Here is a 19,023-nt window from a genome sequence, read left to right as displayed (position 1 = left end):
CAGCATGTTTTTTTCGTTATATTAATTTTTAGGTGACTGAAAGGGGACCAACGCGAAAAAAACGTTAAAAAATGCCCGATAATTTCGCGACAGCTTCCTGCTCGTTTTCCTTGGTCAAATGTGAATACGTGTCCATTGTCAGCGTAATGCTGCTATGTCCCAATCGTTCTTGTATAACCTTTATATTTACACCCCTCGATAATAAGAGGGAAGCATGGGAATGCCGAAGATCATGAAAACGAATCCTCTTCAGACCATGACGTGTAGTAAATTCTATGAAATATTTTAAATACGCCTGGGGGATGTGTGGATATCCGTCTGCTCGGCAAAATATTAAATCCATACCTTCAATTCCCCGCCATTCAGATCCAAATGCCATCCGGCTTTTTTTCACTTCATTTATATATTTCCGCAATTCAACTATATATTCTTCGGGCATAGGGATAACGCGTGTCTTTTTGTTTTTAGGTGGACCTAATATAAAAGAATCGTCTTTTGCATTATGAATCAATGTTTGCTTTACCGTGATCGTATTCTCTATGAAATTGACGCTGTCTATGGTCATGCCTGTTATTTCACCTAACCGCATGCCGGACAGGATAGCTGTTTTAATCACAAGCCGGTGCTTTGGCAGGGCATCATCTAGCAATTGGAGCAACTGCTTTACTTCCTGCTCATTATAAAACTGCATTTCTTTTTTCTTCTTTTTTTGTTTCTTCACCGCACCAGCGACATTCTCGTTAAGTAAATCCCAATCAACCATCTTTTGAAGCATTACTCGGTTTACTCGCATTTTATATTCAGGTGATTTTTCATCAATAGCGGTTAAATGGTTCATAAACTCCACAATATGAATCTTCTTTATATCTTTCAGCTTCATTTCTCCAAAAAACTCTAATGCTGGCCTGATATTTTGTTCATAGGCTTTTTGTGAATGATGGGTGAGGTGGGACACATGATTTTCAAGCCACAATGCAACGGCTTCACGGTATGTAAGGTTGTTCGTATCTCTCGGTCCACTGGCAGCGACTTCGATTTCAAACTCTGTAATCGCCTTTTTAATTGCACGAGGGGAGAGGGTTTTGAGTGCAACAGTCTTTTTGCGCCGGATCCGTTTGCCGCGCTCGTCATAGCCTAATTCAACTGTTATCTTGATGCGTGGAAGTTCCGTTTTGTCATCGGGATTCTTCTTGTCTAATACGATATAACTCGACATAAGGCACGCTCCTTTCTTTTTGATTCTTGTTAGTTTTATTTTACCTTATTACGAAGGGAATTCCGTCATAAATCCAAATGTTCCAGAATGAACAAAAGAAACACTTTCAAAGTGTTCTTTTGTTCATTAGATAATTCAGCAATGATTAAAACTAACGCATTTTGCTTAGAGTCTCTAACCTATCATTTAAGCTTGATCCGCTATTTGGTCTTGTATTTTAGTTAATTCATTATAACTATGGGAAGTTTCTTGGACTAGGTAATCAGTTGGGAGTTTATCAGTTATTTTTTGTACTTCTCTAAATTATTTATATTTTTATTAGACTTATCAATTTGTAGAGTCATTTGATCATCAATACAATAAAAATCTCCAATATTGTCAATAACCTCATATGTCAAATCCATTTTTTCTACTTCTTTTTCATATTTTTAAATGATTTTTTCTTGTTTTACTGCAATCTTTTCACTGTCTGATTGTGCATGAGCCTCACCATAACCGGTAAGGATAATAAAGATGATTAATAAAACCCCTAAGATTTATTACGTAAAAAATACCTCCTCATATTTTTTTACCATAAAAGCATAACGTAAATTATAGGATAAATTCCTGAAATTTTGTTTTTTTTCTAATATTAAAAGAGCAGCATGTAATGTGTAGGGGGAAAAATGAAATTCTCTATAGAAAACAAATACTTTATAATTTAGAGGGTAAAGTATTCCATAAATAAGACGAGTTAATCTACTAATGATAAAGGAGAATTATTAATGAAATATAACAACATCGTTCTTTTTTCAACTCTTTTCTCTATTTTGATGATTGTATCTGCTTGCCAGTCAACACAAAATCTCTCTGAAAAAGCGACTCAACAAGAAATACCTAATACAAAAAATGGTGTTATTTTAACAACTGAAAAAGAAGAATATAAACTGTCTACCGAAGAAATTACCATAAAAATTGAAAATAAAGGAACGTTTGATTTTGAAAGTGATATTTCTGTGTCTTTACAAAAGAAAGTAGATGGTATTTGGTATGAAATTCCTCATAAAGAACAAGGATTTAGTGAAGTTGGAATAGGCATTATACCAGGGGAAACAGACACTCTAGAGGTAAAGTTAGACGATTATAAGTATAAATTTAATCCAGGTGAATATCGTGTAGTTCAAGACGGTCTTGCTGCTCCTTTTGAAATAACTAATTCATAAATATATTTTTACTTAAAAAGAGCTGTGCATGATTTGCACAGCTCAGCTTGTAGACAAAATTCTTCGTATTAAAGACGAAGTTTACAGGCTTTTTTTTGCCTGTTTTCGTAAATATTGTGGAACAAATGTACGGGAGGTTTCCAATGCGGGAAGCTGTGTATCAAACTTACTTTGATTTGCCAATTGATTAAAAGAAAAAGTTTACTGTGGTTCAACAGCAGTCGTCCGTCACGGAAAGTACCGTGGTCAGTCAACGTTATAAATGATGGGCTCACAACTGCATTTGAAATTGAAAGTGTATTAGGGGATTATATTGAGGCATCCAGCATTTTATGTACTGATACATCTACTAATTACAAGAAATTCGCCAAAATGAAGAAACTGCGGCACGAAACTATAAACACAAGTAAGGGTATCTATGTGAGATAGGTTTCAAGGAGTATCTAGACGATGGTTGGATAATTATCTATATTGGTTCCATTTCCTCCAAATTAACAAGAAGTTGCCATATGGGGAGCAAATTACTTCGCATCTATTGGGATGTTGCAGGAAATTGAATTATACAACTATTGAAGGACTTAGAGTTGCATAAATTACACTTCTGTCAGCTGTTACTTATACATAAAAAAACAGTTTCGCTTTAAGGAAACTGTTTTAATGCTTTTATAGTTTTGCCATTAAAACCTTCGTTAACTGAATAATAATTTTACAGAGTTATCTGTTGTTTATCGCTTCTAGGATTCCTCCTTTAATTTATCTGTGCTTTTCTCGCTTCTTAATGAATTCTCAACTTTAGTCCATCCAACAATGTATTGTAAATGTTCATCTTTCTTAAATAATTCTTCATTCTTTGAATAAATAGGTCTAAACCATTCTGTTCCATTTAGCAATTCAATGTTACGATTAACTTTTTCATCTAAAGGGAGCATCACGATCACTTACAGAAAACTACACTATTAAAAGATAGGTGAAGTCAGTTTTAAAAAGATAAAAATTAGAACAGTTAAAAAGGTCCGTCATTAAATTAATAAATTGGCTAGATAAATTATATGCTTAAAAACACGGATCAAAAACACTGTGCAGGTCATATAATGAAGTTAAAAGTAGAAATATCTGCATCGTTGGTATCGCCTTCTAATCCTAGTTTAGAAAGGAAAGCCTTTACATGATAAAGTTTTTAATGCTTGCGTGGCTAATAATTAGTGAATTTTTTTTAGTTGTTTCGCTAATCTGGTGGGGTATGGCATGGGTATTTGCAACCGAAATGACCTCTTCTTTTTTAATTTTTGTCTCAACCTATCCACTTTTTCTTATTCTTTCAATAATAATTAGCTGGGTTACTTTTTTTAAGAAAAGATACATGAAATCGTTTTTATGGAGTTTATTTCCCTTATTATGGTTTTTTATATTATCCATTTGGATCACAGTATAACAACCTTACTAATTAGAGCTTGCAGTAAAAGCCGTATCAGTCATTACACTGGAACGGCTTTTTACTTTATAAATATTTTTTCTTTTTAAGTTTAAAAGAAAACTCCATCTCATAAAAGAGAGGAGTTGGTTGACATTTGGATTTTACTGATTAAGATTTTTCGCAAGCCCATCCATCTTTATCACGGTCGTGTTTCGCGTCATAAGCTGGGTGGCCTTTTTTCACGCCATCTGGATACTTCTTGCGCAGTTCAGTGCAGTTTTTAAATGACTCTTTCTTAGGTGGAGCTGGCTTAGGCGCCGGTTTCGGAGAAGGAGCAGGTGCCGGCTTTTTCACCGGTGCACACCCGCCATTGGCAGCATTGGTACTCGACCAGATACCGACTTTATTTTTCTTCGCCTTTGCTTCAACAGCCTTCAGTTTCTCTAAATATTTTGTATTCGGTTCGAAAACTGTAATTTTAGCCAATCCATTTTGAAGTAATAGCTCATTAAACATTGTTTCATTCACATAAACATAGGCAAGAAGGCGGCCATATTGATCACGAGAATCTTTATCTAATTCAATACTGACAGTCTTTTTCTTGTCCAATAGATATTTTTTTGTATAAGCCGTAGCTTCAGGGCCATATAACTGTACACATTTATCAGGATGTTTTGTTTCTGGTGTATCGATCAGAATCATGCGGACAGTTTCTTTCTTACCTTTGTATGTAACTTTTATCGTGTCGCCATCTACAACCTCGTTAACCGTCACTTTGGCTGCTGTTTTTGGAAGTGCAGCTTCGGCTGTTTGGTTTGATTCATTGTTAAATGCGGGAGTAAAGGAACCAGCAAGCAACGTAAAGGATAGAAGGGAGGCAGCAAGGGGCTTAAATAATTTCTTCTTCATTATGATTATTCTCCTTTATCAATAAGTAACAGGTTAAATCCTATTTTCTTATGACAAAGGGAAGGTGCCTATCTTTTTCGTTCGACAAATATCGACAATAATTAGAATTGAATGCGATTGTATGTTCTTTTTCATTTTAAAATAAAACATAAAAGAGAACTGGAATTATACATAACGCCATCATTTAATCTCGTAAAGTGCAAGCTGTTCTTCTGCAAAGGAATATTCAACTCCAAAAATATGAGCCACTTCATTGCTTGCGAAAGGGAAGATCCACACAAAAGTGAATAGCAAACGTTTTGCCTTACCATTCCTGCAATTGAATAAAGGGGAAAGATGGTTCCTTGTCTCTTGGAAATTAGCTCTATATCTAGCTGTAAGCAAGGAAATTTTCCGGCTGCACCACCCAATTAATCGTTTAAAATAAGGGCATTTTATTCCGGCATAAATGGAGAGAGTTAACTCGGTATTGACAATTGAATTAGACATTAGTTTTTCATTATAAGCACAGACTACAAATAATCCCTGTTCACAGATCATCCGATTTGCTTCATTTTCAGTTAAACCTTCTCCATGGTCACTCCATTCAGAATATGCCTAGATTCGAAAGGTAACCTTCTTCTCATAGAAAAGAATCGAAATGTGTAGTATTTGTATAGTGTTATGAAGCAATTTGCAAAAGAGTGTATGGGGAAAAATTAATTACTTAATTTATCAATAAACCCTTGTTAAATGTTTAAATGTAGTCTGTTTTACCTAATTGTTAAAGGAAAGTTAAAAAGTTTCATATAGAGGAATTTTTAAGTTGGCTCAAAGAATTGATTTCATTATGGTAGTAATATATTTATGAATACGCTTACAAAAAGGGGAGATCAATCGTGCGAAAAGTAAATGCAGCAGATGTAATGGCTCAAAGTAAGTTTAATCGTTTTCATTTATTAGTTTTTCTCTGGTGTGTTTTTGCCATTGCATTTGATGGATATGACATTGCGATGTATGGTGTCGGACTTCCGATCATGATGGAAGATTTCGGATTGACGGCTGTGGAAGCTGGGGCTGTCGGCAGCTATACGCTTATTGGCATGATGGTGGGCGCATTTGTTTTTGGACCGCTTGCAGATATAGTAGGCCGAAAGAAAGTGCTTGCAATCTGTATGTTTTTATTTAGTGTCTTTACCCTTTTAGCCGGACTTGCACCAACAATCACAATATTCACGATTATGCGTTTTATCGCAGCGCTTGGCATGGGAGGGTTAATGCCCAATGTGATCTCCTTAATGACGGAATATTCACCGAAAAAGAACCGCGCACTCATCGTGGCGACTATGTATTGCGGCTATTCAATTGGAGGTATACTGGCTTCTCTCATTGGAATGTTTGTTATGGAAGAATTCGGGTGGAGAATCTTGTATTGGATTGGCATCATCCCGCTCTTCACATTGCCATTTTTTATGAAAAAATTTCCTGAATCATTATCGTATTATATTGTTCGGAATAAAGGGGAACAGTTAGCAACTATTTTAAATCAAGTGGATCCCGGCGGAAACTATCAAGCAACGGACGATTACGAGTTTGCCAGTGCGAAAGAAAGTGCAAAAGGTTTTCCAGTGAAAAAATTGTTCGCCCAAAATCGCATGATCAGTACATTTGCTTTTTGGACTGCGGTATTCAGCTGCCTGCTAATGGTATATGGACTAAATACGTGGCTTCCAAAAATTATGCAGGCATCGGGCTACGGCTTAACATCCAGCCTTTCGTTTAATCTGATTCTCAGTGTAGGTCAAATAGGGGGATCATTGCTTGGCGGTTATCTTGTGGACCGGATCGGCCACCGGAAAGTTCTTGTTGCCATGTACTTCATTGGGGCTGTCACGTTTGTCGCACTTAGCATGACATCTAATTTGCTATTATTATACATTTTAATTGCCATCGGCGGAGCATGTACAGTGGGTACACAAAACCTGGCGAATCCATACATCTCTGAATTTTATCCGAAAGAAGTGCGCGCAACAGGTATTGGCATTGCACTTGGTTTCGGGCGGATCGGAGCCATATTAGCTCCTGTTCTTGTTGGTCTGCTGCTTGCAGCCAATCTTGCACCGCAAAACGCATTTATGGCTTTTGCCGTGCCAAGTGTCCTGGGCGGCATTGCACTTCTGTTTGTCCAAGAGAAATACGGCAGTTTCGATAAATTAGACATGAAGCCGAAAGAAAACGTCGTTTACAATCAATCGGCTGTCAAGTGATGAAAAGAATCCCTGAAAAAAGGGGTTCTTTTTTAATTTATTAATCCATCAAAAGGATCCTAATAAAAATGAGCATTCCCAACGAATTGTGAATGGTGGCAAATTAGGAGGATTGCTCTTCGATAGCCATTGCCTCACTTAGAAGCTGGATATCATTCTGAATTTGCTCTTTTACAACCAAATCGTCACATCTATAGAAGTCGTCTATTAAACGCCCTAGTTCATTAAAAAGAAAAACCAACTCGTCCAAAAAAAACTCTCCTTTAGGTAATTTATAACACTACAAATGAATTATATACTGTAAATATAATTTTGAAAGAGTTTCGACAAAAGTCCTAAAGAAAAGGGATTGTAATCAAAAATAAGACACATTTCAGCAAAAAAAGTGTCTTCAAATAAACCTTGTTTTTAGGAAACTAGGCTTCAGTGTGGCTATACCAAATTGGTTATGCGGCTCCTAGCAGGTTAATTGGTCAATGTTGAGAAGGACAGGAGTGGAGTTTGAGATGGGGGTCATCCTGTCAGTTTTGGATCATATTTGAAGCAATTCCGTCCGTGGGTCAATGCCGGAATATATTTGGAAAGAGAAGCGAGAGGTAATAACTTTAGGTATTCGGAGAAAACGTTATGGGATAGATTAGAAAACAGCCGGTACTGCTGCATACTGAAATCATGATCTTAAAAAGTCATCTATTCTGGCTAACTAAATTATAAATTGAACTAGCTCATGAATCCTTCTGCTATTTATTTAAAATAGACATAATTAAAATCAGAAAAAAACCTGCTATCACGAACCAATTTTTTTTCTTGTCTTTCTGTGTCATTAGAAAAACCTCCCTTTTACGTATATATTAACATAACAGAAAAGGTGAAAATATAGGGATAATAAAAAAAGCCAGGGGATTCCCCGGCAAACAAAAAACAAAGGAGTATGGTTCATACAACATCAGTTTTGTCCGTTCCAGAAAAAATTTATACATAGAAGGGAAAATATTTTGGAACAAACTTAGTGTTTTATCAGTCAATCTAAACCACAAGCCGGTTGGATTGAGGGAAATTGTCGCGAAACGATGTAGCAAACGCTGCTGCAGGAAGTGACTAGTGTATGAAAAGATATTTCCTCCTTCTCAAATAGATCATAGGAGACAACAAAAAAAGAAGCCCGCAGGCTCCTTATTGAAGATTGATTAATTGAGTATTCGTTCCAAACATGCCGTCTTGTACTTGTACTTGAAGATCTGTAGCATCTGCAATTTCAGGCGCTACGTCAAATACGACTTTACCCGTTACTTCAGATCCCGGGTTAACTTGTTCAAGGAATAAGCTGTTTTGAATAGATCCATCTTCATTTTGGTTAGCGCTCATACTTGCAGCTGCATCTGCTTCAAACGTTTTTTCTCCTTGTTTCAGTTTGAAGAAAGAACTATCAAGTGTGAGAGCTTCATTTGAGTTGTTCTTAACGGTTGCGTTGATCACAACGTATTTGCCGCTTGCTTGTTCCGGTAAAACAGACGGACCAACTTGTGCAGCACTTGTTTTTTCAAGAATTGTAAACATCATATTACCTACTTCAACAGCTTTACCAATGCCATGGATTTTTTCAGCAGGTTTTTCGTCTGAAGCTGGTGCTGACGTTTCTTTCTTATCTGACGCTGTATCCGCTCCAGTATCGGTAGACTCTTCACCGCCGCCAATTGCAGCCAGGATAGCTACTAAAACAATAAGTGCAATAATACCTAAACAACCGAACTTAAAGAATTTTTTCATATGGATATCACCTCCTATTTCTATTAAAGAATACCTTGCAAAGGTTGTTATTTCAAATATAACTTTTAGGAAAAAAAGTTAAGAAATTCAAATAAAAAAGAAGCACACCGGCTCCTTATTTAAACGGAATTTCAACCAATACTATAAACTGCTCTGTTACATGTTTCAGAAGGAGATTATATTAAAAAAAGCGGTAAATTTATTAATAGAATTTAAGATTTACTTTGCACTTGGTATTGAAAAATCAACTTGTCCAGTTCCTGGCTATATTTAAGAGTCTCAACGCTATTAAGACCTTTTTCCATTCCGGTGTAAACCATCAATTCACGGAGGTCATTAATTTGTGAAAGTAGGTTGTTAGAGTTTATTTGACCTTGCTCCATGTGTTCCTCCTATTAGTTTGAACTTGAGATAATATTAGTAAATTATAGGACATATTTATGTAAAAATAAAGGGTTTTTTGTCGGAAGTTGTAAGTTTTTTCAACAAACAAAAAAACACTGGGGTGTGAATGTAACTTAGATTTTTAAGGAGATTAATCTTGGATTATAAAACTTAAAAATAAGTTTGAATTAAAAATAGATTACGAGAGGTTCTTTTTTCTTTGCTCTAATAATTGTATGATTAAAGTGAAAGGAGTGAAGAAATGGATCATAATTTCTTATTATTTATCCCTGCTATAAACGGAATGGCCTTGAATCAAATCATATTATTCGGAATGATTGTTTTTTCCATGATAATAGTTGGAACTATTTTAAAAATTTTTAAGGTGCCAGGAAAAATTATAAATATTGTCATCACAATAGTTGGTTTAGGTTTTGGCTATTACTGGCTCACCACTTTAGACAAGTAGTCACTCATTTGAGTGGCTTTTTTTTGTAAAAGATAATCCCAGAGGTGAGGGAGATGTGACGTGGCGAACTGGAATGATAACAGGTCAGAATGAGCTATATTATCTGAAAAAAATGGCATAAAACTCGGCACATCGAAAAGCCTAAAGCACGTGATTCGGGAAAAAGGAACAACTTAAAGAAGTAATCCGAACGAGACAGTTGAAAACCTTGCTGCATCAGGGGAATTAACTGATAAACAAGGTTTTATTGCATGGAGTCAACAATCGCAGCATTAAAGCGGAGATTTAGGATCAAACGTTGATTTCAATGAATGAATAGCTGCTGATAGGGAAGAGAAAGTATATCCGTCAAACTTAAAAATAAATGGGCTACGGTCTAATGGAAACAGGCGTTCCAATAGGGATTGTTCTAGCAAGCTCTTCTACGTCTTTGTTATACATGCGGACACAGCCTCTTGACACATATTTCCCAATAGAAGAGGGATCATTTGTGCCGTGTATGCCATATCCTTTTTTGGATAAACTCATCCACATTGTTCCATAAGGTCCACCTGGATTGGGGGCTTTATTAATAATAATATAATTCCCTGTAGGCGTTTCATGAAGCATCCGGCCAACTCCGATCGGATATACTTTCCTCCTCTGTCCTTGATATAGCAAAGTCAGTGTTCTATTTGAGATGGAAATACGAATGGAGTAAGGGATAGAAGCGGAGGGTGGAAAGCCTGGAATAAGGATACTCTGCCCTACATAAATCAAATACGGAGTTATTCCGGGATTTGCTGCAATAAGCGACGCTAATGATTTGCGGTAATCTCCAGCAATAGACACCAGCGTTTCTCCTGCTTTAACAGTATGGATTATCATGTTAAACCTCCTTTTTGCACTCTTACTCCATTTTATTCAATCCCCCTACTAATGAAGAGTAAGGTCTAGAGGTTGAATTAACGAATTATTACTCTCCCTATTTGGTTTATGTTCGCTTTTAAAGTATTTTCGTACTTGAATCCACGAATTATGTGCGTTATTATGAAGGAAATAACGTATATTTAGGGGTGTGGAGAATGAGTGGATTGCAGGCAAAAAAGATCATGTTGTTAGGTTCAGGAGAACTCGGCAAAGAAGTTGTGTTGGAAGCGCAGCGTCTAGGGGTGAAAACAGTAGCTGTTGATCGTTATGAACATGCACCAGCTATGCAGGTCGCTCACCAGTCTTACGCGCTGGATATGCTTGATGGAGCAGCATTGCGCGCCATTGTCGAACAGGAAAAACCAGATTATATCATACCTGAGATCGAAGCAATTGCAACGGAGACATTGATTGTACTTGAGAAAGAAGGCTATCATGTTATACCTACCGCGAAAGCAGCGAACTTAACAATGGACCGGGAAGGAATTCGCCGGCTTGCAAATGAAACGCTAGGTCTGCCGACGGCGAAATATGAATTTGCTGATACGCTTACAGAATTATCAGAAGCCGTGCGGAAAATTGGTACACCTTGTGTGATAAAACCAATTATGAGTTCCTCCGGTAAAGGCCAAAGCATCTGCCGCTCCATTGATGACGTGGAAAAGTCTTGGGACGAAGCAATAGAGGGCGGCCGCGCGAAAAAAACACGAGTAATTGTCGAAGAGTTTATTACATTTGAATCAGAAATTACACTGCTCACGGTTCGTTCTGTATCCGGTACTGCATACTGTGCGCCGATCGGCCATATCCAGCAGGATGGCGACTACATTGAATCTTGGCAGCCGCATAATATGACGGACGCACAAATTTCTGAAGCGGAAGACATTGCGAAGAAAATTACCGATGCACTCGGCGGCTACGGATTGTTTGGTGTGGAACTGTTTATTACAGATAATGGCGTTGTGTTCAGCGAGGTCTCGCCGCGCCCGCATGATACAGGGATGGTGACCATGGTGACGCAGGATCTATCCGAGTTTGCGCTCCACATCCGTGCGATTTTAGGCTATCCAATCCCAGCAATCCGCCTCATTTCACCTGGTGCAAGCCGCACCATTAAAGCATGGGAAGAACACACTTCTTACAGCATAAAGGGTGTCGAAAAAGCACTGGAGACACCAGATACACAAGTGCGCTTGTTCGGCAAGCCGGAAACAAAGATCGGACGCCGCATGGCGGTTGTACTGAATACAGCTGATACGGTTGAGAAAGCGCGTGAACAAGCTGAAAAAGCTGCTTCACATATTTCACTAGACTATAATGAATGATTCAAATGGGATCTGGAGGCCTATTTGAAAAAAAGATGCCCGGCTTCATCGCCGGACATCCTTTTTTTATGATGCATTTGAGGTGAGTTCTTTTAATATGGCTTTCGTTTCCGCAATTTTTTGCTCATTTCTTTCCTCCATATATTCATGAAGCACGCTCAAAAAATAATCGATTTCTTTGTATTGCATTTCTTTTGTTAACATCACTGTTTTGGTTTTATTCTCCTGCGTTCTGCTTGCAAAGCGGATCGTGCTATTTAACAATAGCAAAATGTCTTCATCAATCACTTTTGCGTAAATCATTTCCATGGTATCCTTATGGCGTATAAAAGTAAATTGATTATTCGCTTTCGCATGATACACATTTAAAATCATGGTACCCCGGTCGAACCCCCAAAAAATTAAGTAATGCTTCTGGGACATTTCATGGACCATACTCTTTAACTGCTCCTTTGAAACATGAAGAGACAAGTTCTTATGCTCAATCATAATCCCACCTCTTTCATATAAAGTAAGCGTTTTCGCATGTTTATTATATGATGGAACTTGCAGTTAGTTCAACGGTCGGACACCTTTTCACCAGTCCGACCGCTCCTTTTCTTGAATGTCTTCAGCTGCCGTTTGTAAATCGTACATGGTAATTGAAACAAGTGAGTAATTATCCGATTCTACCCGTTTATCAGCTGCCGATTTTATAAACTTTGGCGAACCTTCTTTTTCCTCATCATAGACTAGCAGCAGTGCATCTGTATGATCAAGAGCAAATTCATCTCGTGCTTTAAACTGCCAAGGCGCAATGTACGGTTTTTTTGACACAGCATCTACAAAATCCGCCTGATCAATAATCGTATGATAATACTCTTGACGTTCCTCTTTCCAGTTCTTTTCCTGTTCCAAAAAGGGCATTAACACTCCGAGTTTCAAATCGGGATACTCATCTTTCAATTCAAGCACAACTTCAGCACCCCATAATTCGACACCAGGCTGTCCACCGATGATCACCCATTCAAGTCCTTCTTCTATCAAAGAACGCAATTGCTTTTCGATAGCTGTTTTAATAATGAAAATTCCGGGGTTTTTCTGATCCCAAATGCCGAGTTCATGGCTTTTATACCCGGATAGTAATATCGTTTTATACATTGAAACCACCTCTTAACTGATTATACAGGGAAGTCAGTTAAAATTCTTTGTTGGGTTTTAACCATTGGATGAATATTGTAAAGGTTCTCCTTTTTTTCATCAGTCATATGGTAAAATGAAGAGACTATAGGACGAAGGAGTTTACAATGAAAGTTTATTCGATAGATGGTTTAACAAAAACAATTGGCGAAAAAATGCTGTTTAACGACATTTCCTTTTCTATATCTGAAGGAGATAAAATAGGTGTGCTCGGCATTAACGGAACAGGTAAATCCACGCTGTTAAATGTCATTGCCGGACTTGATGATTATGAAAAAGGAACAAAAGATCACCCGAATGACTACTCGATATCCTATTTATCACAAAATCCTCATTTTGACGAACAGCAAACCATTATAGATTATTTATATGCGAGCAACTCACTTGTTTTTACAACGATTAAACAATATGAACAAGTGCTTATCCAGCTGCAGGATAAGCCGGATCATGTGGATATTCAACAAAAACTAATGAAGTACCAGCAGCAAATGGATGAACTGAATGCTTGGGATACAAGTGCGGATGCGAAAACGATTCTGACGAAACTGGGCCTTCCTGATTTTACAAAAAAGATGTCTGAACTGTCAGGCGGGCAGAAAAAACGAGCTGCGCTGGCCAAGACACTTATTGAAACACCTGATTTGCTCATTTTGGACGAACCAACAAACCACCTTGATTATGACAGTATTAAATGGCTTCAGGAATATTTGCAAAAATATCAAAAGTCGGTTTTATTTGTTACGCATGACCGTTACTTCCTTGATGAAGTAACCGATAAAATATGGGAGCTTGAACGTGGAAAACTGTTCGAATATAAAGGAAACTACGCTGATTTTCTTGAATCAAAAGCAATAAGAGAAGAAAACGAATCGCTGGAGCAGAGCAAAAAAGAAAGTTTGTTTAAAAAAGAACTAGCCTGGATGCGGAAAGGGGCAAAAGCACGGACGACAAAACAGAAAGCCCGTATTCAGCGTTTTGAAGCGCTTGATGAAGATGTAAAAAACAAGACGAAACAGGATGCACTTGAGATTGAACTTGGCGGAGCCCGGCTTGGGAAAAAAGTGCTTGAGTTAAAAAAAATCACAAAATCATTCGGAGGCCAGCAAATTCTTCAAGATTTCACATTTCTTTTCAAAAGGGGGGATCGAATCGGAATCGTCGGCAGCAATGGAAGCGGAAAATCAACGCTGTTAAATATTGTTGCCGGACGTGAGCCGATTGATTCCGGGGAACTTGATACAGGCCAAACTGTAAAGATTGGCTACTATACACAGGAAAATGACGATATGAATGAGAATTTGCGGATGATTGAGTACATCCGCGAGACGGCAGATTCCATTCAATTAAAAGACGGAAGCTACATTTCGGCTGCGCAAATGCTCGAACGGTTTTTGTTTCCTATGCACACGCACGGCACGCCGATTCGCAAGCTGTCCGGCGGGGAAAAGCGAAGATTGTATTTATTGAACATTTTAATGTCTGCACCTAATGTATTGCTATTAGATGAGCCGACCAATGATCTCGATACACAAACATTAACGATTCTTGAAGACTATTTAGAGACATTCCCTGGTGTTGTCGTTACCGTTTCACATGACCGCTATTTTCTAGATAAAGCATGCCACCAGCTGCTTGTCTTTAAAGGAAGCGGCGTCGTTGATTATTATTACGGAAGCTATTCTGAGTTTTTAGAGGAAAAAGAAGAGCCTGGTGAGGCAGTAATAAAAACAGCAGCGGTGCAGCAGACTCGGCCTGAGAAAAAAAAGAAGATGTCTTATTCTGAAACAAGAGAATGGGAAACGATAGAAGATGACATGGAAGCGGCTGAACAAAGGCTGACCGATATTTCTGCTGAAATGGCAGCAGCCGGAAGTGATTTTGAAAAACTTCGCCTGTTGATGGAAGAAGAAACGGAACTGAAATCGAAACTCGACCATATGTTGGAGCGATGGGAGTATTTAGCGGAAAAAGCGGAGGGATAAAAAAAGAAGGCTGCCGGGATTCTGGCTGCCTTCTTTTTTATTAACCAATTTTTATCATCATTATCACATTTTATAAAAAAATCTGCTATTTATTAACCCAGTTTTTGTCGGTGATTGTATATATCTTTTCTGCAATAAAACTTATCAGCAGCCTGATTATGATATGAACAACTGAACCTGTTGAAATAATATAGCCATTTGCAATCTCTGTATATTCGGATCGGAACATTAACAAAGGAATTGTCGGTAAAATATGGCAGTTGTCAGCACAAATGATCCAAAAGCCGCTATGAAGCATATCCGATCCCAAATAACTTTCAGAAAAAAAGGCATCCTATAAAAGAGCGCCTTTTTTCTTTAGATTGAAGCTTATCTATATAATTCCTTACCTAACAATCGTCGCATTCCAGCTGCCGCCTCCGCGATCACATGTATACCGTCCTGACGCGTTTCTGCCATTCTGACTGAGCGTTCCAGTGTAGTTACAATTATTCCCGTCGCTGCTGTTTCGCCGCTCAACTCTGACATTGCTGCCCTGAATGTAAATGGTTAAAACAGCCGTAATATCTCGTTGTCCTTGCCGCGTCCATCGTCCATCAAAGACATTGCTATTACCCCGGCGTGTCCACACGGCCCGCCAACCGTCTTCTTGTACGTCCCAACGTCTACCCAATCTGTCTTGTTGCTGTCCACCCCGGCGTACAATGACCGCACTCCAGCTGCCGCCTCCACGATTACAAATGTTCTGGCCTGAAACGGTTCTTCCGTCACGTCCAACTCTTCCTGTGTAGTTGCAATTATTTCCGTCGCTGCTGTTTCTTCGTTCCACAAAGACAAAATTGCCTGATGTATAAATAGTCAAAACAGCGGTGATATCCCTTTGGCCCGCCATTGACCATCTGCCGTCAAAGACATTGCTGTTTCCTCTTCTCGTCCAAACCGCTTGCCATCCGCCTTCCTGTACAATCCATCTCCGTCCTAAATCCACTTGTTGTTGAGCTAAGACGACATTGGCAGGCAGAACCTCATAAGAAGGAATTCCAACTGGATAAGAAAAGGGATACCAATAGTTATACATATACATCATCCTCCAAACGAACAGATTTAAAAAACACTGCATTTCATCGTATGTATAAAAACAGAAGCTGGTACTTTGTCTCAAGAAATAGGGTAACGGAGAAGAAAAATTGTCCTACTTACAAATAATCAGTAGATGTACGAATGTTGGAGTGTATCATACTTGATTTGATTTACATATGATACTTAAATATGAAAATGTCAAGGAGTTGATGAATTGAGTGAGCGATTCAAAATCAATTTCCCGTTACACAAGTTCTTGTTTTCAGCCATTTATAAGTCCTAGCCCCATTACATCTTTTAATCCTGTTCAGCGTTTTCCCTCCATTGATCGGACTGCTTTTATTAACCCTTTTTCAAGTGTGATAGGGGATGTTTTCATTCGAGATCATGTTTATATTGCGCCCAACGTGAGCATAAGAGCAGATGAAGGAACGCCGTTTTATATAGGTTCAAAAACAAATCTTCAAGATGGCGTTATATTACATGGACTATTAAACAAAAAGGTTTCTGTATGTGGGAAAGCCTTTTCCATTTTCATTGGAAAAGAGGTTTCATTAGCCCATGGAGCGCTTATTCATGGTCCTTGTTACATCGGAAACAATGTATTTGTTGGGTTTAATTCCATTGTCTATAACGCCATTGTGGAAAAAGGGGCGTTCATTTCCTATAATGCCGTCGTAACAAACGAGGTGCGTATAGCAAAAAACAAATTTGTACCACCAGGAGCCCATATAGACTCTCAGGAAAAGGCGGATGCACTTGGAACCGTACCAGAGGATAGTCAAGAGTTTGCATCAGAAGTGCAGCGAGTCAATCAAGAATTTCCATCATCATACAATCTTTTATTTGGAAAAAATCGTTGTTCATGCGGGATTGCACATGGATAATTCGGAATGAAAAGCCCAATTTAGAAAGAAGAAAAAGGTCCTTTTTTTTGTAAAGGACCTTTTATTGTGTAGTTGAACTCTAAGAAACATCATGATTCGTTTATCCAAATGAAAGAGAGTTTGACTATCTTAAAATCGAATTGTTACAATTAATTCCTTATAATGAATTAATATGAATCGTCATTTGCGTATTTTCTTTATTTAATCATTTTAAAAGCAGAGGTGTCTTTATGGAAACAAACCGAGAGCTTGATTTTATAATGAATTGGCTATCTTTCACCCGAATACAAATGAACATTACAAATGAATTAGAACGAGTTCTACAAGAAAAACATCAGCTATCCTTAAATGAATTTTATGTACTCTTATTTTTATCACAAACACCGGATAAAAAATTAAGATTACAACAATTGCAAAACATGGTTGGATTAAGTCAAAGTGCAATGTCTAGACTCGTTGGGAGGCTTGAAGCAAAGAGCTGTGGAGCTCTTGAAAGACAAACATGCCAGGAAGACCGTAGAGGCATTTATACTTCTATAACGGAAGTAGGAGACGAACAACTTGGAAAAGCTGTCAAAACGTTTAACGAGAAGGTTTCAAATTTTCTTTTAAATACGGATCTAGAGCATGAATTATATTCTTTAGTGGATTATTTTAAAAAATAATTTTTTTCCTTGGTCATTTTTCTTGATGTTAATTTTTTTCTTTTTTCCTTAGCGTTCATAAAAATTGACGCTTCAAATGAATGAATGTTATTTTATATGCATGTGCATACATTCATGATAAATCGTTTAGAAAAAATTTCAACGATTTTCCTCTTGCGCTGTTGGAAATAGTATGGAGTAGAATTCATATTGTGTGTTGATTCAGTTGAAGGGGGGTTCACCACTTTCATCTGAATAAATATAGAAAAAGGAGTTTTTTCGATGGATCATTTATTTAGCTCTTACAAAATAAAAGGATTAGAATTAAAAAATCGGGTCGTTATGCCGCCTATGTGTCAATATTCCGTCACAAATAAAGATGGGATTGCGACAGACTGGCATTACACGCATTATGTAAGCCGAGCTGTAGGCGGGGCTGCTTTCATCATCGTTGAAATGACGGATGTTGAGCCTGATGGCCGTATTACAGATTTTGATTTAGGATTGTGGTCCGATGAACAGATTCCTGCCTTAGCACGGATAGTGGACGCTGTTCACCAACACGGAGCCAAAATCGGGATTCAAATTGCCCATGCAGGGCGGAAAGCAGAAGATGCAGATGTACCGGTTGCGCCATCTGCCATCCCTTTTGATGAAAAATCAAAAACACCAAGAGAGCTTTCAACAGATGAAGTAAAACAAATGGTTGAAAAATTTCGCATGGCTGTAAAGCGTGCTGTCAAAGCAGGATTTGATGCGATTGAAATCCATGGCGCCCATGGCTACTTAATTCACCAATTCCTATCACCATATACAAATAAACGTACAGATGAGTATGGTCAAGACCTGAATAAATTCGGACGGGAAGTTATTCAGGCAGCCAAAAGTGAAATGCCTGAAGACATGCCATTGATCATGCGTATATCAGGCAAGGAGTACGTTGAAGGTGGATATGGGCTTAACGAAAGCATCGAGTTTTCGAAAGAGTATCAAAAAGCAGGCGTAGATATTTTTCATGTTAGTGCGGGTGGAGAAGGTCAACTCGCTGCTTGGGGAAGACCAGGTACACACGCGGCTTATCAAGTGCCATTAGCAAGAGGGATTAAAGAGGCTTTAAATGTACCGGTTATAGCAGTTGGTCGATTAGATGATGCAAAGTTGGCAAACGCTGTTATTGGAAACGAAGATGCAGAGCTTGTTGCTGTAGGAAGAGGCATGCTGAGAAATCCATACTGGACATTGGAAGCTGCAGCTGAACTTGGAAGAGAAATTGAAGTGCCGGTACAGTATAAATTTGGATTTTGACGTTTTTTATTAAAAATCAATACTTAAAAATAAGCCTATGTTGGGAAAACAGCCACATAGGCTTATTTTTTATGCCGCTGTAATTTGTTTGTGGTGTGAAAGCGA

The 19,023-nt window shown here is 38.1% G+C and carries 17 protein-coding genes and 1 pseudogene; 9 read left to right on the top strand and 9 right to left on the bottom strand.

The annotated features are described in order from the left end of the window. Window positions 1-64 precede the first annotated feature (64 nt). A complete protein-coding gene (locus BTO28_RS09545) occupies window positions 65-1,216 on the bottom strand; it encodes a tyrosine-type recombinase/integrase (RefSeq protein WP_076765657.1) in 1,152 nt (383 codons plus the stop codon). 764 nt (window positions 1,217-1,980) lie between these two features. Here BTO28_RS09545 and BTO28_RS09540 point away from each other — a divergent pair. Further along, a complete protein-coding gene (locus BTO28_RS09540) occupies window positions 1,981-2,418 on the top strand; it encodes an immunoglobulin-like domain-containing protein (RefSeq protein WP_076765655.1) in 438 nt (145 codons plus the stop codon). Window positions 2,419-2,703: 285 nt separating this feature from the next. Continuing rightward, window positions 2,704-3,010 (top strand): annotated as a pseudogene (locus BTO28_RS17490) (IS1595 family transposase); the annotation flags it as partial. A gap of 990 nt (window positions 3,011-4,000) precedes the next feature. Here the strand turns inward: BTO28_RS17490 and BTO28_RS09525 are convergent. After that, window positions 4,001-4,741, bottom strand: a complete 741-nt coding sequence (locus BTO28_RS09525; protein ID WP_076765648.1) for a thermonuclease family protein — start codon at window positions 4,739-4,741, stop codon at window positions 4,001-4,003. A gap of 905 nt (window positions 4,742-5,646) precedes the next feature. Here BTO28_RS09525 and BTO28_RS09515 point away from each other — a divergent pair. Then, entirely contained in the window at window positions 5,647-6,987 is a 1,341-nt protein-coding gene (locus BTO28_RS09515; protein ID WP_076765689.1) for an MFS transporter, read from the top strand. A gap of 103 nt (window positions 6,988-7,090) precedes the next feature. Here BTO28_RS09515 and BTO28_RS17285 read toward each other — a convergent pair whose 3' ends face one another. The 3 genes from BTO28_RS17285 to BTO28_RS09505 all read right to left on the bottom strand — a co-directional run bounded on the left by BTO28_RS17285 (window position 7,091) and on the right by BTO28_RS09505 (window position 9,137). Beyond that, window positions 7,091-7,237 carry a hypothetical protein gene (locus BTO28_RS17285; protein WP_198936757.1) on the bottom strand — a complete coding sequence of 49 codons (147 nt, stop codon included), beginning with the start codon at window positions 7,235-7,237 and terminating at the stop codon, window positions 7,091-7,093. A gap of 923 nt (window positions 7,238-8,160) precedes the next feature. Then, window positions 8,161-8,754: a DUF4352 domain-containing protein gene (locus BTO28_RS09510; protein ID WP_076765644.1), complete on the bottom strand. Its 594-nt coding sequence runs from the start codon at window positions 8,752-8,754 to the stop codon at window positions 8,161-8,163. 212 nt (window positions 8,755-8,966) lie between these two features. Continuing rightward, entirely contained in the window at window positions 8,967-9,137 is a 171-nt protein-coding gene (locus tag BTO28_RS09505; protein WP_076765642.1) for an aspartyl-phosphate phosphatase Spo0E family protein, read from the bottom strand. 263 nt (window positions 9,138-9,400) lie between these two features. Here BTO28_RS09505 and BTO28_RS09500 point away from each other — a divergent pair, with 263 nt between their 5' ends. Next, entirely contained in the window at window positions 9,401-9,607 is a 207-nt protein-coding gene (locus tag BTO28_RS09500; protein WP_076765640.1) for a hypothetical protein, read from the top strand. A 369-nt stretch (window positions 9,608-9,976) separates the two neighbouring features. Here the strand turns inward: BTO28_RS09500 and BTO28_RS09495 are convergent, their stop codons facing one another. Then, window positions 9,977-10,471, bottom strand: coding sequence for a L,D-transpeptidase family protein (locus tag BTO28_RS09495; RefSeq protein ID WP_076765687.1), 495 nt, complete (start codon window positions 10,469-10,471; stop codon window positions 9,977-9,979). Between the two features lie 200 nt (window positions 10,472-10,671). On the opposite strand from BTO28_RS09495, the gene purT reads away from it, so the two are divergent. Next, the gene (purT, locus tag BTO28_RS09490; protein ID WP_076765638.1) at window positions 10,672-11,841 is read left to right on the top strand and encodes a formate-dependent phosphoribosylglycinamide formyltransferase; all 1,170 of its coding nucleotides are present in this window, start codon (window positions 10,672-10,674) and stop codon (window positions 11,839-11,841) included. A gap of 66 nt (window positions 11,842-11,907) precedes the next feature. Here the strand turns inward: purT and BTO28_RS09485 are convergent, their stop codons facing one another. Both BTO28_RS09485 and BTO28_RS09480 read right to left on the bottom strand, forming a co-directional pair. Next, window positions 11,908-12,330: a hypothetical protein gene (locus BTO28_RS09485; RefSeq protein ID WP_076765637.1), complete on the bottom strand. Its 423-nt coding sequence runs from the start codon at window positions 12,328-12,330 to the stop codon at window positions 11,908-11,910. A gap of 87 nt (window positions 12,331-12,417) precedes the next feature. Further along, window positions 12,418-12,981: a DUF1273 domain-containing protein gene (locus BTO28_RS09480; protein WP_076765635.1), complete on the bottom strand. Its 564-nt coding sequence runs from the start codon at window positions 12,979-12,981 to the stop codon at window positions 12,418-12,420. A 146-nt stretch (window positions 12,982-13,127) separates the two neighbouring features. Between BTO28_RS09480 and BTO28_RS09475 the strand changes: the two genes are divergently transcribed. Then, entirely contained in the window at window positions 13,128-15,002 is a 1,875-nt protein-coding gene (locus BTO28_RS09475) for an ABC-F family ATP-binding cassette domain-containing protein (protein WP_076765633.1), read from the top strand. A 385-nt stretch (window positions 15,003-15,387) separates the two neighbouring features. Here the strand turns inward: BTO28_RS09475 and BTO28_RS09465 are convergent, their stop codons facing one another. Next, a complete protein-coding gene (locus BTO28_RS09465) occupies window positions 15,388-16,080 on the bottom strand; it encodes a hypothetical protein (RefSeq protein ID WP_095532672.1) in 693 nt (230 codons plus the stop codon). Between the two features lie 220 nt (window positions 16,081-16,300). Between BTO28_RS09465 and BTO28_RS09460 the strand changes: the two genes are divergently transcribed. From BTO28_RS09460 to BTO28_RS09450, 3 genes are all read left to right on the top strand, one after another. Continuing rightward, window positions 16,301-16,969: an LbetaH domain-containing protein gene (locus BTO28_RS09460; RefSeq protein ID WP_076765627.1), complete on the top strand. Its 669-nt coding sequence runs from the start codon at window positions 16,301-16,303 to the stop codon at window positions 16,967-16,969. A gap of 230 nt (window positions 16,970-17,199) precedes the next feature. Beyond that, window positions 17,200-17,634: a MarR family winged helix-turn-helix transcriptional regulator gene (locus tag BTO28_RS09455; protein WP_076765625.1), complete on the top strand. Its 435-nt coding sequence runs from the start codon at window positions 17,200-17,202 to the stop codon at window positions 17,632-17,634. 261 nt (window positions 17,635-17,895) lie between these two features. Then, on the top strand, window positions 17,896-18,918 hold the full coding sequence (locus BTO28_RS09450) for an NADH:flavin oxidoreductase/NADH oxidase (RefSeq protein ID WP_076765623.1): 1,023 nt from the start codon (window positions 17,896-17,898) through the stop codon (window positions 18,916-18,918). The last annotated feature ends 105 nt before the right edge of the window (window positions 18,919-19,023 follow it).

It is taken from the genome of Domibacillus epiphyticus (genome assembly GCF_001975785.1).
GTDB classification, from domain to species: Bacteria; Bacillota; Bacilli; order Bacillales; family Domibacillaceae; genus Domibacillus; species Domibacillus epiphyticus.
Note: the sequence above shows the minus strand (reverse complement) of the source record. Positions and strands in the feature narration are given on the sequence as shown.

Excerpts from the sequence above, each read along its gene's own strand:
- BTO28_RS09510 (WP_076765644.1), bottom strand. The coding sequence starts at position 8,754 with ATGAAAAAATTCTTTAAGTTCGGTTGTTTAGGTATTATTGCACTTATT.
- BTO28_RS09540 (WP_076765655.1), top strand. The coding sequence starts at position 1,981 with ATGAAATATAACAACATCGTTCTTTTTTCAACTCTTTTCTCTATTTTG.
- BTO28_RS09515 (WP_076765689.1), top strand. The coding sequence starts at position 5,647 with ATGGCTCAAAGTAAGTTTAATCGTTTTCATTTATTAGTTTTTCTCTGG.
- BTO28_RS09450 (WP_076765623.1), top strand. The coding sequence starts at position 17,896 with ATGGATCATTTATTTAGCTCTTACAAAATAAAAGGATTAGAATTAAAA.
- purT (WP_076765638.1), top strand. The coding sequence starts at position 10,672 with ATGAGTGGATTGCAGGCAAAAAAGATCATGTTGTTAGGTTCAGGAGAA.
- BTO28_RS09475 (WP_076765633.1), top strand. The coding sequence starts at position 13,128 with ATGAAAGTTTATTCGATAGATGGTTTAACAAAAACAATTGGCGAAAAA.
- BTO28_RS09485 (WP_076765637.1), bottom strand. The coding sequence starts at position 12,330 with ATGATTGAGCATAAGAACTTGTCTCTTCATGTTTCAAAGGAGCAGTTA.
- BTO28_RS09545 (WP_076765657.1), bottom strand. The coding sequence starts at position 1,216 with ATGTCGAGTTATATCGTATTAGACAAGAAGAATCCCGATGACAAAACG.
- BTO28_RS09455 (WP_076765625.1), top strand. The coding sequence starts at position 17,200 with ATGGAAACAAACCGAGAGCTTGATTTTATAATGAATTGGCTATCTTTC.
- BTO28_RS09465 (WP_095532672.1), bottom strand. The coding sequence starts at position 16,080 with ATGTATAACTATTGGTATCCCTTTTCTTATCCAGTTGGAATTCCTTCT.
- BTO28_RS09505 (WP_076765642.1), bottom strand. The coding sequence starts at position 9,137 with ATGGAGCAAGGTCAAATAAACTCTAACAACCTACTTTCACAAATTAAT.
- BTO28_RS09500 (WP_076765640.1), top strand. The coding sequence starts at position 9,401 with ATGGATCATAATTTCTTATTATTTATCCCTGCTATAAACGGAATGGCC.
- BTO28_RS09525 (WP_076765648.1), bottom strand. The coding sequence starts at position 4,741 with ATGAAGAAGAAATTATTTAAGCCCCTTGCTGCCTCCCTTCTATCCTTT.
- BTO28_RS09480 (WP_076765635.1), bottom strand. The coding sequence starts at position 12,981 with ATGTATAAAACGATATTACTATCCGGGTATAAAAGCCATGAACTCGGC.